Genomic DNA, 13,616 nt, shown 5'->3' on the forward strand with positions numbered 1-13,616 from the left:
TTCGCGACGAGCGACGGCACGATGCGCTCTATGCGAACACCCGGCCGTCCAGCGCTCCGTAAAGATCGACGAAGCGATGAAAGGCTTCGTCATAGGAGGTTTCTGTCTCCGGATCCGGCTCATAGCGATGAACCACTTTGACTGCCCGGGCCGCCGCCTCCTCGCACGATCCGTACAGCCCGATCCCCACGCCTGCGTACATCGCCGCGCCCAGGCACCCGGCCTCGCTGGTTCTCAGGATCTCGATGGGCACCTGGAAGACGTTGGCGAGCATCTGCGACCACATCGGTGACTTCGCCGCGCCCCCCACCAGACGGATGACGGACGCGTCGATCCCGGCCGCAGCCTGAGCATGGAGAATGTCGCGCATCTCGAAACTGACGCCTTCCAGCACGGCCCGGGCCACATCCGCCTTCGTCGTCCCCAACGTCATGCCGTTGAGGTTGCCGCGCGCCGACGGATTCTGCCGCGCGCCTGACGCGCCGCCCAGGAAGGGAAGGAAGGTCACGCCGTTTGCTCCAATCGAGGAGTGGGACGCCTGGCGGGTGATGAGGTCGTAGGGATCGACGCCGCTGACTCGGCCCGCCGCGCACTCGAGATCGCAGAACGTGTCCCGGTACCAGCGGAAAGAGGACGCCGAGGTGTTGGAGAACGCCTCGATGGTCCAGTTGCCCATGCCGTGGTTCGGTTTGACGACCAGCGTGCGGCGCGGATCACGCATTGGCCGGTCCATGACCACGTAGCACGAGCCGAAAGTCCCCATGACCATCACGCAGTCCCCGCCATGGACCGCACCGCCCCCGAGGCTTGAGCAGTTCTGATCGTGCGCGCCGAGGCAGAGCAGCGTGCGGGGGGACAGGCCCGTGCGCTTCGCGAGGTCCGGCCCGATCTCTCCGGCGACCTTGCCCGGCTCCGACACCACGGTCGCCCGCTTCGACAACGGGATTCCGATGAGGTCATGGACGCCCTCGGACCACTGCCGGGCATCGACATCGAGCATGCCCTCGCGTGAGGCGGTGGAGAGGTCAGTCCAGTACTCGGGGGCGCCCCACTCATGGAGCAGGAACTCCTGCTCCGAGAGGAACCACCGCGTCCGCTTCCAGTTCTCCGGCTCGTGGTCGCGCAGCCACGCCCACTTCGGCGCAGCAGAGTTCGTTCCGGGCAGATCGCCCGTCTCCTCGTAGTATCGCTGAGCTCCGTAGCTCTCGCGCAGTTTCAGGATGTAAGGGGCGCCGCGCAGATCTTGCCATCCGACGAAGGGCCGGACCAATCGACCTTCGTCGTCCACCATTGCCAGCAACGGCGCCTGGGTGGAGAAGGCGACCGCCTTGATGTCCTCTGCCTCGACTCCCGAGGCCGTCACCGCCGCCCGGCAGGAGTCCACGAGCGGAGGGATGATGTCCTCATCACGCTGCTCGACCAATCCGGGCCCGGGATAGACGCAGGGGTACTCACGGTAGTCTTGTCCGAGGACTGTGCCCTCGAGATCGAAGACGATCGTCTTGCAGCCTGTCGTGCCGGCGTCGATGCCGACCAGGTATTCCGCCATGTGCTTCACACCCTTTCGCGGCAGTCACTTGCCGACGAGGTAGTCGCGATACTGGTCGACCAGGTCCGCAGCCATGCGGGTTCCGATCAAGGAGACGCCGAGCTTGTCGATCATCCACAGGCTTGCTGGCATCGTGAAGGTCCGCGGGACGCCCGAGACCTTGATCCGGGTCTGCGGATTCGTGAGATTAGAGCGCATGACCTTGATCTGATGCTCCGTTGGGAAACCCTGCGAGCCGGTCGCGGTCTTCACATAGTCGACCCCGGCCTCACAGCACAGTCTGGTCAGCGAGGCGATCTCCTCGTCAGTGAGATAACAGACCTCGAAGATCAATTTGCACAGAGCATGGCGCGCGGCCGTCTTCTCGCGCAGCCCCTCGACCTCTCGGCGCACGAACGCCCAATCGCCGTCACAGACCTTGCCGACGTTGACGACCATGTCCACGGCCGTCGCGCCGACGTCGAGGCCCTCGTCGATCTCCGCGAACTTCATCGCCGTCGAGGTACAGCCGTAAGGGAACGAGATCGCGGTGCCGATGTGGACGTCGGAGCCTCGGAGCTCCTCGGCCACCACGGACGTCCAGAATGAATTCGTGTAGCACCCGTCCACGCCCGCCTGACGCGCCTGACGGGCATGCCGGCGAATGTCTTCCTCTTTCGAACTCTGCAAATGGAGCGCCATATCGAAGTGCTTGGCGTACTCCTCTGCCGTCATTGCCATCGTGTGTTCCTCCTGGCTCCGTTGCCTGGTGTCCCATGTCGTCCGCGCTGGTGCGGAAGTCACTCGCACGACAACATGTCTTATCTTGACTAGACCAGACTATATCTAAAGTCTGGCCTTGTTGCCCTTCCGGGAAGAGTGCTGCTCTTCTCGCTCCCTCAGGACTCTCCGTTCGCTGCGTTGAGAAAGCGCCGCTGGTAGGTGACGACCTGGTTCGTCGAGGTGAAACGCGCCAGGTAGCGAGGCTCAGCCGTCACCACGATCCGGCGGCTCATATCTGCGAACTCGGGATCGGCGAGCAGACGGTCGATGTCAGGGTAGTTTCGCTCCCCCTCCATCGAGCAGACGATCAGCCGTGTCTCCGGCAGGTTCGCATTGCGTAGCGCTCGCAGGTTGTGCCGCACAGCGTCCAGCCCATCCCCAGGACCCTCGGAGCCATCCGCGTCCCGCGTGCGCAGGACGTCGCGCGCCATGAGCAACGCCTCCAGGGGGGTGACCCCGTCGTCCTCACCACCCAGATAGTCGGTCTCGACCATGTAGCTGCGCAGCATCCTCAGGAACTCCTCATCGCCAGAGGCCTCATACCCGGCGACGAAGCCCGCAAGGCGGTGCGTCTGCATCTTGCGATGCCGGACGAAAGAGTTGATGAAATAAGGTTTGGCCTGAAGCGCCATCTGGGTCTGGTAGGGCTCGAACATCAGGGTGAAGTTGACCCGATACCCGGCTTCTCGCAGCCGAAGAGCGAGATTGTGCCCGCGTAGGAGGTCGGTGGTGGCTCCACGCGTGTAACGCACCCCGAGACGCCGGTCGCCCTCTAACAGCCGACGGGCATTAGCCCCGTTGACAGGCCCCGTATGGGGCACCTTGATGACAACGCGCCAGGGCGAGAGGATCTCCCGGAACTTCGCAGCCTCGTCGAGCAGCTTCGAGAAGTCCTCCTCGAATGGATTGTTCAGCTCGACCGAGATATCACAGCCGGGCCCGAGGACCCTCCCGAGTTCAGCCATCACCTCGTCACGGTTCTTGTACTTTCCTCCGATGTTGGCGCTCGGATTGTTGATGAACAGGTCGTAGATGATGCCCGGGTTGCAGGTCAGGTTTGAGATGAAGGGGGCGATCGGGGCGACCTCACCAGGATCGGCGGAGTCCGCCGAGTAAAGCACATTGGTGGGACGCAGACGGCCATCGGCCCCATAGCCGATGTCGCGCTGCAGATCGACGCGCAGGACGCCATCCGCGCCCAGGTGCAGTTCCCTGCGGAATCCCTCAGGCGTGTGCCCCGACGCGGTTTTGAAGTAGCGGACCACCGCACGCAGTTCTCCCGTGACGTCGAGCCCATGGGCCCGGGAGGAGAGGAAGGCGAATGTCTCGCGGTCGATCGCGGTGTCGAGGACGCGCCGGGCATCATCCTCATGACTCCGCTCAATCGGAAGACCAAGATCCTCGAGCACGAGGGGGAGCGGCGCGGCCCGCGATGTCGTCGTCGATTTCATCGACTGCCTCCTTGGCAGGACAGAGAAGAAGGGAAGAAGCGCACCCGTTGCGCCCCAAGTGGACTATACCGGTCTAGCTCACAAGAGACAAGAGGAACGCCAAGCGGCAAGACGCCCGGGCGAGCCGGTCGTCGGAAGGGAGCGGGGCGGAACGGGCGGGACGGATGAAATGCCCCTCCAGCCGCACCTTCACGCCTACCCTCCCATCACCGCCTCGAGCACCGACACATCGACGACCCCTCGGGTCGCCAGTCCCTGCGCGTCTGCCAAGACCCGGGCCGGGCAGCCCGGCTCCCCCAAGTCGGAGAGCACGGCGGCAGCCCCCGTGAAATCGTCGCGTCCCGTATAGGCGGAGACCGTGATCAGCGTCGAGATCCCCGCGCCCACCGCCGCCCGGCACCCAATGCCCGAATCCTCGATCGCGACCGCACACCCGGCGGACGCCCCCAATGCCTCCAGCGCCATGCGATAGGCATCCGGCGCAGGCTTCTTGCGAGGCACTTCGTCTCCGGCGACGATACGCACCCGGCTCGCCGTCCCCCCTCCCAGTACCTGCTCGACGACCGAGCGCACGGACTCCGGAGCCGACGTCGAGGCGACAGCCACCGCCCATCCGGCCTCTACGCACTTCCCGACCAGGCGGCGCACCCCCGGGCGCGGTGACAGCGCGCCGGAGACGACGAGATCGCGGTAAATCTCCGTCTTCACTCGATGCCACCGGGCGATCGTGGAGGCCAGTTCCTCCTCCGTCCGGGCGACGCCCAGTTCGCGCGCGCGCCGCAACGGCAGAGCACGGGCCAGTCTCTCTTTTCCCCCGCCGATCTTCACCAGCGAGGCGTACTCGTCGTCGCTCCAGTGCAGGGGTGCCCGCACGCGCTGGAACATCCGGTTGAAAGCCACGAGATGGCCATCACGCTCGGTATCGGCCAAGACCCCGTCACAGTCGAGGATGAGCGCCCGCTGAGAGCTCATCGCCGGCGACCCTGCATCCGACCGCCCGCCGAACACGCCGAAGCCGAGTCCACGGCCCATCCCCCCGCGCCGAACATGGCGATGTGCTCACCGACCGTCTGTTCCACAGACGTCTCGATCGCCCGGAACAACACCGGTGGATCCCACACGTCTCCCGCCTCCGCCTCGCGCAGACTCTCCAGCGCGGACCCCATATAAGAGCGCTTGAGCGCCGTCGAGACGTTGATCTTCGAGATCCCCGCCTCAATGAACGCACGGAACTGGTCGCCGGTAAGGCCCGTCCCACCATGCAGCACGATGGGGCGGTCGGTCAGACGGCGAATGTCGTGCACACGCTCGGGGAGAAGGCGCGGGCGACGCGTGTACTGGCCGTGCTGGGTGCCGAGTTGGGGCGCGAGAAGATCCGCCCCGGTCTTCTCCGCGGCCTCGACGAGACGCTCCGGCGAGTAGGAGTGGACGAGCGAGTCCGAGCCCACACCGTCTTCGACGCCGACGATGTTCTCGATCTCGGACTCCACATCGACCCCGTGCGCGTGCGCATAGTCGACGACGCGCCGCGTCCGCGTTACCGCCTCGTCGTAGTCCAGCGAGGATGCGTCGAAGAGGACGGAGGACCATCCCGCCTCCACGACCTCGCGGATCAGCCCCTCGTCGGGGCAGTGGTCGAGGTGTAAGGCGATGGGAACTCCGGCCGCGGCGCTCGCGGTTTCGAACATGCGCGTGAGCAGGTCCACCCCGATCGCGCGCGCCGTCTTCACCGACGCCTGGACGATGACCGGCGAGGCGAGGCGGCGGGCCGCAGCCACCACCGCGCGCAGGCTCAGATCGTCGACCACATTGAGGGCGGGCACGGCGTAACCGTGTTCTTGGGCGTGCCGCATCATAGACACAGTCGATGTCCTCATCTTGTCGCGACTCCTTCCGTTTCCGCCTTCCCCCGATTCCCGAGGCGCCGGCTACCTTCATCATCCGCTGCGTCGAGAGCCCGGTGCTGTTCCGGAACCGCCTTGACCGCCACGGGGCTTCCACCTACCATAAGATCAGTCCATACAAGTATAGTCAACCCGATGATGGGAATGTCGATCAGACGATCGCTGCGCACGCACCGAAGCGGACGCAGAGCCTCATCACACCGACAGGAGAGACCGGGGCCTGACCATACGGGACGGACGTGCCCACAACGCGCCACCGAGGGGCGAGAAGACGAGAGCAGGAGAGTGATCACCATGCCGAAGTCGATTCATCTCAGCGATCTTGATCTTTCCCGAGAGGGGCTGGCACAACTCATGGACTTCTCAGTCCTCAATCCGGATGCCAGCCAAGAGGACGTCGATCACGGAATCGAGACAGCCCGGCGTTATCATTTCAAAGGATTCCACACGAACACGTTCTGGGCGTCCTACGCGGCCGATCGGCTTGAGGGCACCGGTATCGAGACGGGGTGGGTCCTCGCCTTTCCCTTCGGCGCGGTCTCCACCGCGGCCAAGGTCGCCGAGGCCAAGGAGGGAGTCCGGACGCTCAACGGCCGGCCATGGGTCATTGATATGGTGGCTAACCATGGCAAGCTGAAGAGCGGGGACTACGACTTTTACAAGAAGGACATCGCCGAGGTCGCCAAGGTCGCCCACGACGCTGGCGCCGAATGCAAGGCGATCCTTGAGGTCCAGTTGCTCACGGACGCCCAGATCGCCGCCGCCGTGGAGCTCGCCAGCGAGGCCGGAGCAGACTGGGTGAAGTCCTCGACAGGACGCCACGGCGGACCCCAGCTCCGCCAGGTCAAGCTCATGTGCGACACCGCACCGGAAGGCGTCAAGGTCAAGGTCGCCGGCACCGGGAACTTCTGGACTCCAATGGTCGCACTCGGATGCCTGCTGCTCGGCGTCCAACGCATCGGAACCCATAATGCACCCTGGATCTGCGACGAGCTGTCCAGCGAAGTCGCGCCGCTTCTCACCTAACCTCACAGTAGGCGCCCATACGCCCTGATCAGACACCTGCCAGGACTCGAGGCGCCCGTCGTCTTCTCAACGAGATGAGGAATCGCGATCGGCGGCCGTCCACGGTCAGCATCGTGGCGGTCAGAACCGGTTGCGAACGATTGCTCCGGAATGCAGGCAGCCGACCCCGTCCGGTTCCCCCGCGCCGCCGCGCGCTTCAGGAGGGCTGGTACGGGCTGACAACGACCTCGACGCGCTGGAGGTCCTTGACCTCGCTGTACCCGGTGGACGCCATGGTCCGCTTGAGCGCGCCGATGAAGTTCAGGGACCCGTCAGCACGCGCGGAAGGGCCATAGAGGATCTGCTCCATCGTCCCGACCGTGCCCACATGCGCGCGGTGCCCGCGGGGGACCTCCGGGTGCGTCGCCTCCGACCCCCAGTGCCAGCCCCGCCCCGGCGCCTCGGTCGCGCGCGCGAGGGCCGCGCCCAGCATCACCGCGTCCGCCCCGCAGGCGATCGCGCGCGGAAGATCGCCCGAACGCCCGATCCCTCCGTCGGCGATGACATGGACATAGCGCCCGCCCGACTCGTCCATGTAGTCGCGCCGCGCCGCCGCCACATCCGCGATGGCGGTGGCCATGGGGGCGTGGACGCCTAGGGACTGGCGGGTGGAGTGGGCCGCGCCCCCGCCGAATCCCACCAGCACGCCCGCCGCGCCCGTGCGCATGAGATGGAGGGCGGCCGTGTCCGTGCACACGCCGCCGACGATGACGGGGACGTCGAGCTCATAGATGAAGCGTTTGAGATTAAGCGGCTCGGATCGCGAGGACACGTGCTCGGCCGAGACGGTGGTGCCGCGGATGACGAACAGGTCGACGCCCGCATCGACCACCGTGCGCCAGTACTTCTGCGTGCGCTGAGGGGAGAGCTTCCCGGCGACGACGACGCCGGCGTCGCGGACCTCGTGGAGCCGCTGGGTGATGAGCTCGGGTTTGATCGGCTCGGAGTAGATCTGCTGGAGCCGGGCGATGGAGGCCTCCTCGGGCAGGCCGGCGATCTCCTCGAGGATCGGCTCGGGATCCTCGTAGCGCGTCCACAGCCCGTCCAGGTCGAGGACCCCGATGCCGCCCAAGCGGCCGAACTGGATGGCGGTGGCCGGGCTCATCACCGAGTCCATCGGCGCGGCCATCACAGGGATGTCCACATGGTAGGCGTCGATCTGCCACCCGACTTGCACGTCCTCCGGGTCGCGTGTGCGCCTGCTGGGCACCAGCGCGATGTCGTCCAGCGAGTAGGCGCGCCGTCCCCGCTTGCCGCGGCCGATCTCCACTTCGTTGCTCACGTCACGATCCTATCGGCCTGCCGACGAGGGCGTCCCTGCCGTCGCGCCCCGGTTGTCCCGCCGGGGCGGACGTCTTCGTCGGCCGCGCCCCCTCAGCGCCCGAGATCGCGGAGGAATCTGGCGGCACCGAGGGCGATGCCTCCCTGACGCCCGCCGGCCCCCTCCCCCACGCGGCCCGCGACCTTCTAGGAGATCCACGGAGGGAGGGGCGCCCGTGGGCACCGCTCGGCTCAGTTGTGCGAGGCGAGGAAGGCCGCCATCCGCGGAGCCCTCCCGCAGGCCGCGACCACCGCCGACGCCAGCGCCCGGATCGAGGAGATCTCGGGGACCGGCGGCGTGCCGTGGACGCGCTGGGACTCCTCCGCGGCCAGCGGGAGCTCGGTGCAGGCGAGCAGGATCGGCACGGGCGCCCGGTCGGTCAGACGCCGCCTCACCGGTTCCCATTCCGCCACCGACTCCTCCACACGACCGGCTTTCACCAGCCGTATCGCTCGCATGAAGGCGTCGATCTCCTCCTCGCCGGGAACGCCGACCCGCACGCCTCGGCGCGCCGCCGCCTCCTGGTAGAGGCCGGTGCGCAACGTGCCCTGCGTCCCGGTCAGCCAGCAGTCGAAGGGTTGACCCGAGGTCGGGGCGTGCAGGTCATCGAGGGCGTCCAGTGTCGACTCGACGATCGAGATGATCGGGACGGGCACCTCGTCGTGGAACTTCGGCAGGAAGTAGTGCGCGGTGTTGCAGGGGATCGCGATCAGGTCCGCCCCCCACCGCGCCAACCTCAGGCAGTCCGCCTCGAGCGGCCCGCTGACGGTGTCCCTGCCGGAGAGGATCGAGTCGGTCCGGTCCGGGATCGAGCAGTCGCTCAGGGTGATCGACACCAGGTGGTCCTGATCCCGATCGGCGGGCGTCGCCTCCGTGAGCTCCTTGAGGAACTCCGCGGTGGCGGCCGGGCCCATCCCCCCGAGGATGCCGACCACGGGTCCTTCCCGCTCCATCAGCCGACCACCAGCTTCGCCAGGGGGAAGCCGATCAGCACGGCCACGATGACGGACACGGTGCCGGGCAGGATGAACGGGTGGTTGAACACGTACTTCCCGATACGGGTCGATCCCGTGTCGTCCAGTTCGACGGCGGCGACCGTCGTCGGGTAGGTCGGCAGGAGGTACAGGCCCGTGACGGCCGGGAACGAGGCCACCATCACGGAGCCGGCGACCCCCAGCGCCTGGGCGACTGGCATGAGCGTGGCAGTCGTCGCGCCCTGCGAGTACAGCAGCGCGGAGGCGAAGAACAGGACCACGGCGAGGAGCCACGGCGCGCTCTCGACGATCCCGCCGCCCGCCGCCTTGATGGCGTCCAGGTTCCCGTTGACGAAGGTGTTGCCCAGCCAGGCGACGCCCAGGATGCACACCGCCGCGGACATCCCGCCGCGGAAGACGGATCCGGTGGCGACCTTGGTCGGATCCGTCCTGCACCACAGGACGATGACCATCGCGGCCGTCAGCATGATGATCATGATCGCGGCCTCACGGGGGTACGGCGGGTTCTCCACCAGTCCCAGGTTGTCCGAGATCAGGATCGCGTAGAGCATGACGATGATGATGGCCACCAGGAACACGCCGACCGAGCGCTTCGCGCCGACCGGGGCCTTGGCGATCTCGGTTTTCGTGTGCGACACCAGGCCCTTGGCCTCGCGCTCCTGGTAGACCGGATCGTCCTGCAGCTCGCAGCCCTGATGGGAGGCCACCAGGGCACCGACCATGCACCCGACGAAGGTCGTGGGGATCGCGACGAGGAGGATCTGGTAGTACTCGACTCCCGCGGGCTGGGCCGCGGCGGTCATGGCGATCGTCGCCGCGGAGATCGGCGAGGCCGCGATGGCCACCTGCGAGGCTACGACCGAGATCGACAGGGGCCGTGAGGGGCGGATCCCCTCCTCCTTCGCCACCTCGGAGATGACGGGCAGCGTCGAGAAGGCCACATGGCCCGTCCCGCACAGCAGCGTCATCAGGTAGGTGACCATCGGGGCGTAGAACGTGATGCGCCTCGGGTTTCTGCGAAGCATCCGTTCGGAGAGACCGACCAGGTAGTCCAGGCCGCCGGCGGCCTGCATGGCCGAGGCCGCGACGATGACGGTCATGATGATGCCGAGGACCGTCCACGGGATGCCCGTCTCGGGGTCGACCGGCAGCCCCAGCAGGCCGAGGACGATGACGCCCGCGCCGCCGGCCAGGCCGATGCCGATCGACCCGATCCTGGCACCGATGAGGATGAAGACCAGGACGACGATGAACTGGATCCAGATCATGGCACGATCTCCGTCTCCGGTTTGTCGGTGAAGGTCTCGCCCATGTAGCGCGGGTGCATGAGATTCTCGACGGAGAGGGCCTCGTCGATCTCCTTCTCCGTGAGCAGCCCCTTCTCCAGGACGACCTCGCGGACGGACTTGCCCGTGGCCGCGCACTCCTTGCCCACCAGGTCGCCCTCGTGGTGGCCGATGAGGTCGTTGAGGTAGGTGACGATGCCGATCGAGTTCATCACGTAGTCCCGGCAGCGGTCCTCATTGACGACGATGCCCTGGACGCACTTCTCCCGCAGCGTGCGCACGGCGTTGGTCAGCAGCTCGACGCTCTCGAACATGCACTGGGCGATGACGGGCTCCATGACGTTGAGCTGGAGCTGTCCGGCTTCGGCCGCCAGCGTCACCGTCACGTCGTTGCCGATGATCTTGAAGCACACCTGGTTGACGACTTCGGGGATGACAGGGTTGACCTTGGCCGGCATGATGGAGGAGCCCGCCTGCATCTCGGGCAGATTGATCTCGCCCAGGCCCGCGCGCGGCCCCGAGGACAGCAGGCGCAGATCGTTGCAGATCTTCGAGAGCTTGGCCGCCACCCGGTTGAAGGCGGCATGGACGGCGATGTAGGCGCCCGTGTCGGACGTGGCCTCGATGAGGTTCGGAGCGCGCACGACCTCGAGCCCGCTGACCTCGGACAGACGGCGGGTGACGACCTCGGGGAACCCGTCGGGCGTGTTGAGGCCCGTGCCGATCGCCGTGGCCCCCAGGTTGATCTCCAGCAGCAGCTTGCAGACGTACTCGAGGTGGCGGATCTCCTCCTCCACCGTCGAGGCGAACGCGTTGAACTCCTGGCCGACCGTCATCGGCACGGCGTCCTGCAGCTGCGTGCGGCCCATCTTCAGCGCCTTCGCGTGCTTCGAGCCGACATCGCGGAAGTCCGCGGCCAGCAGCCGCAGTTGATCCTTGAGCGGCTCGACCATCTGGTACACCGCGAGACGGAACCCCGTCGGATAGGTGTCGTTGGTCGACTGCGACTTGTTGACGTCGTCATTGGGGTTGATCACCGAGTACTCGCCCTTGGGCCTGCCCAGCAACTCAAGGGCGAGGTTCGCGATGACCTCGTTGGTGTTCATGTTGACGGAGGTCCCGGCTCCGCCCTGGAAAACGTCCACGGGGAACTGGTCGAGGCACCGGCCCTCCGTGAGAACCAGGTCGCAGGCCCGGACGATGACCTCGACGGTCGCCGCCGGCAGGACGTGCAGGTCTCCGTTGGCCAGCGCCTCCGCCTTCTTCACCATCACCATGGCTCGGACGAACTCCGGGTAGTCGCGGATCTGGCGCCCCGAGATCCGGAAGTTCTCCTTCGCGCGCTCTGTGTGGACCCCGTAATAGGCATCCACAGGAACAGGCTTGCTCCCGAGCAGATCCACTTCGATCCGTGTCCCCGGCTCTGATTGGCCCTTCATGTCATCTCCTGATCATTCAGTGGGCAGAACCACGCGTCGTTGCGCACCGCCCGCTCATTGGCCGGCCATTGGCCTACCAACGGGCAACCGGTCTGACCAGTGTAGGTCGTTCTTCTCGAAGACACGCCAATTCGGCGATTCTCGGGGGAACGCGAGGTGGCAGACACCGGCGGGCATCCCAGAATCGGCTCCGACCGGGACAAACGGCCTGACCATTTGATGAGAGGAACATCACCGAATGCAGGCGTCTCAGGCGGGAGCGACCTCGCAGGAGGCTCGGACGGGCGGAGCCGGGATCACCTCTCGACGTGGTCGAGTTTGGCGAATGTCGGATAGTTCTCGTAGTGGCGCTTGACCGCCTCCACGGCGGCCGCGACGTCCCTGGCGCTGATCGCCTGGACGATCGCGCTGTGCTCCTCGAAGGAGGTCTGCGCGATCGCCGGGGTGTAGTGCTCCGCCAGGAGCCACTGGTCGCATCGGGCCGTCTCCGTGATCTCCATCTGGGAGTCGGCCAGGGGCCGGGAGTGCGCGGCGCGCCCGATGGCCACATGGACGTCCATCGACGCGTCCAGATAGGCCTCGTAGTCCTCTTCCTCGAGGTACTCGCTCATCGCCTCGACCCCGGCCTCCAGGCGCAGGATGTCGGATCTCCTCGCGCGGCTGCACGCCAGCGCCGCCGCGGCGATCTCCAGGTCCATGCGCAGTTCCATGGCATCGACCAGGTCGAGGCCCGCCGCCATCCGGATCGAGGACGACTCGCCGAAGCTCTCGGGGGCGACGGCCAGGTACGACCCGTCACCGGTGCAGCGCTCGACATCTCCCGACAGCTCCAGCGCCGACAGGGCCTCGCGCACGACCGCCCGCGAGAGCTTGAGATCCTGGGCGAGGATCCGTTCCGACGGGAAGCGGTCCCCCTGCCTCATCCGCCCCTCGGCGACCATCGCGCGCAGATGGGCAATCACCCGGGTCACCTTGGAATCCCCCGGCTCCGGCATGGCTCCTCCTGTCTCGCGCACGAGCCTCCCCACGACGTCACACCGAGGACAGACTACGCGCCCGGCCGGTGGACCCGGATGCCCCAGATGCCGGTGCGGGGGAGCACACTGGGACCACCCGACGAAGGAGACGTCATGAACTGGACCGATGCCCCCTGGCTGGGGTTCGACACGGAGACGACGGGCGTGGACGTGCGCACCGACCGCCTCGTCACCGCCGCCCTGGTCCTGCGCGCCGAGGGCGGGCGCTCCCCGCACGCGCCCGACGTTCAGCGCACATGGCTAGCCGACCCCGGTGTCGAGATCCCCGCCCGGGCCACCGCCGTCCACGGCATCTCGACCGAACGGGCCCGCGCCGAGGGGCGCCCCGTCGTCGAGGTGCTCGACGAGGTCGCGACGGCGTTGATCGACCACTGGCGTCAGGGGCACCCGGTGGTCGCCTTCAACGCGGCCTACGATCTCTCCCTCGTCGACAACGAGCTGCGCCGCCACGACCTGGGCTCCCTGGAGGAGCGGCTGGGGTCGGACCCCGCACCCGTCATCGACCCGCTGGTGCTGGACCGCGAGCTTGACCGCTACAGGAAGGGCAAGAAGACGCTGGCGCTCATGGCCCCGGCCTACGGCGTGGCGCTGGCGCCCGACGCCCACACGGCGGAGGTCGACGTGGAGATGACCCTGGACGTCCTGGCCGCGATGGCCGCGCGGTTCCCCCGGATCGCCCAGATGGACGGCGCGGGGATCCACCGCTTCCAGGTCGAGGCCCACCGCAGGTGGGCGGACCGCTTCGGCGAGTGGCTGCGCTCCCGGGGACGCACGGACGACGTCTGCCGGACCTGGCCCCAGGCCTGA

General features: G+C 67.0%; 12 protein-coding genes. 2 read left to right on the forward strand and 10 right to left on the reverse strand.

What is annotated here, in order from left to right:
* Positions 1-28 precede the first annotated feature (28 nt).
* The 5 genes from ACFQWG_RS07630 to ACFQWG_RS07650 all read right to left on the reverse strand — a co-directional run bounded on the left by ACFQWG_RS07630 (position 29) and on the right by ACFQWG_RS07650 (position 5,618).
* On the reverse strand, positions 29-1,549 hold the full coding sequence (locus ACFQWG_RS07630) for a xylulokinase (protein ID WP_380973920.1): 1,521 nt from the start codon (positions 1,547-1,549) through the stop codon (positions 29-31).
* 24 nt (positions 1,550-1,573) lie between these two features.
* A complete protein-coding gene (gene deoC / locus ACFQWG_RS07635) occupies positions 1,574-2,269 on the reverse strand; it encodes a deoxyribose-phosphate aldolase (protein WP_380973923.1) in 696 nt (231 codons plus the stop codon).
* 158 nt (positions 2,270-2,427) lie between these two features.
* Positions 2,428-3,762 carry a transaldolase family protein gene (locus ACFQWG_RS07640; RefSeq protein WP_380973926.1) on the reverse strand — a complete coding sequence of 445 codons (1,335 nt, stop codon included), beginning with the start codon at positions 3,760-3,762 and terminating at the stop codon, positions 2,428-2,430.
* A 195-nt stretch (positions 3,763-3,957) separates the two neighbouring features.
* A complete protein-coding gene (locus ACFQWG_RS07645; protein ID WP_380973929.1) occupies positions 3,958-4,734 on the reverse strand; it encodes an HAD-IA family hydrolase in 777 nt (258 codons plus the stop codon).
* Entirely contained in the window at positions 4,731-5,618 is an 888-nt protein-coding gene (locus ACFQWG_RS07650; RefSeq protein WP_380973932.1) for a class II fructose-bisphosphate aldolase, read from the reverse strand. The genes ACFQWG_RS07645 and ACFQWG_RS07650 overlap by 4 nt, the downstream gene beginning before the upstream one ends.
* Before the next feature lie 342 nt (positions 5,619-5,960).
* Here ACFQWG_RS07650 and deoC (ACFQWG_RS07655) point away from each other — a divergent pair, with 342 nt between their 5' ends.
* Positions 5,961-6,692 carry a deoxyribose-phosphate aldolase gene (deoC, locus tag ACFQWG_RS07655; protein WP_380976287.1) on the forward strand — a complete coding sequence of 244 codons (732 nt, stop codon included), beginning with the start codon at positions 5,961-5,963 and terminating at the stop codon, positions 6,690-6,692.
* Between the two features lie 196 nt (positions 6,693-6,888).
* Here the strand turns inward: deoC (ACFQWG_RS07655) and ACFQWG_RS07660 are convergent, their stop codons facing one another.
* From ACFQWG_RS07660 to ACFQWG_RS07680, 5 genes are all read right to left on the reverse strand, one after another.
* Complete coding sequence (locus tag ACFQWG_RS07660; RefSeq protein WP_291495719.1) at positions 6,889-8,013, reverse strand: GuaB3 family IMP dehydrogenase-related protein; 1,125 nt, start codon at positions 8,011-8,013, stop codon at positions 6,889-6,891.
* Between the two features lie 230 nt (positions 8,014-8,243).
* Positions 8,244-8,987: an aspartate/glutamate racemase family protein gene (locus tag ACFQWG_RS07665; RefSeq protein ID WP_380973935.1), complete on the reverse strand. Its 744-nt coding sequence runs from the start codon at positions 8,985-8,987 to the stop codon at positions 8,244-8,246.
* Between the two features lie 17 nt (positions 8,988-9,004).
* Positions 9,005-10,315: an anaerobic C4-dicarboxylate transporter gene (locus tag ACFQWG_RS07670; RefSeq protein ID WP_380973938.1), complete on the reverse strand. Its 1,311-nt coding sequence runs from the start codon at positions 10,313-10,315 to the stop codon at positions 9,005-9,007.
* Positions 10,312-11,772 (reverse strand): aspartate ammonia-lyase, encoded by a 1,461-nt coding sequence (gene aspA / locus ACFQWG_RS07675; protein WP_380973941.1) that lies wholly within the window; start codon positions 11,770-11,772, stop codon positions 10,312-10,314. Before aspA ends, ACFQWG_RS07670 begins: the two co-directional genes overlap by 4 nt.
* A 296-nt stretch (positions 11,773-12,068) precedes the next feature.
* A complete protein-coding gene (locus tag ACFQWG_RS07680; protein WP_380973944.1) occupies positions 12,069-12,767 on the reverse strand; it encodes a FadR/GntR family transcriptional regulator in 699 nt (232 codons plus the stop codon).
* Positions 12,768-12,902: 135 nt separating this feature from the next.
* Here ACFQWG_RS07680 and ACFQWG_RS07685 point away from each other — a divergent pair, with 135 nt between their 5' ends.
* Positions 12,903-13,616 (forward strand): exonuclease domain-containing protein, encoded by a 714-nt coding sequence (locus tag ACFQWG_RS07685; RefSeq protein WP_380973947.1) that lies wholly within the window; start codon positions 12,903-12,905, stop codon positions 13,614-13,616.

It is taken from the genome of Schaalia naturae (assembly GCF_042665795.1).
Classification (GTDB): Bacteria; Actinomycetota; Actinomycetes; order Actinomycetales; family Actinomycetaceae; genus Pauljensenia; species Pauljensenia naturae.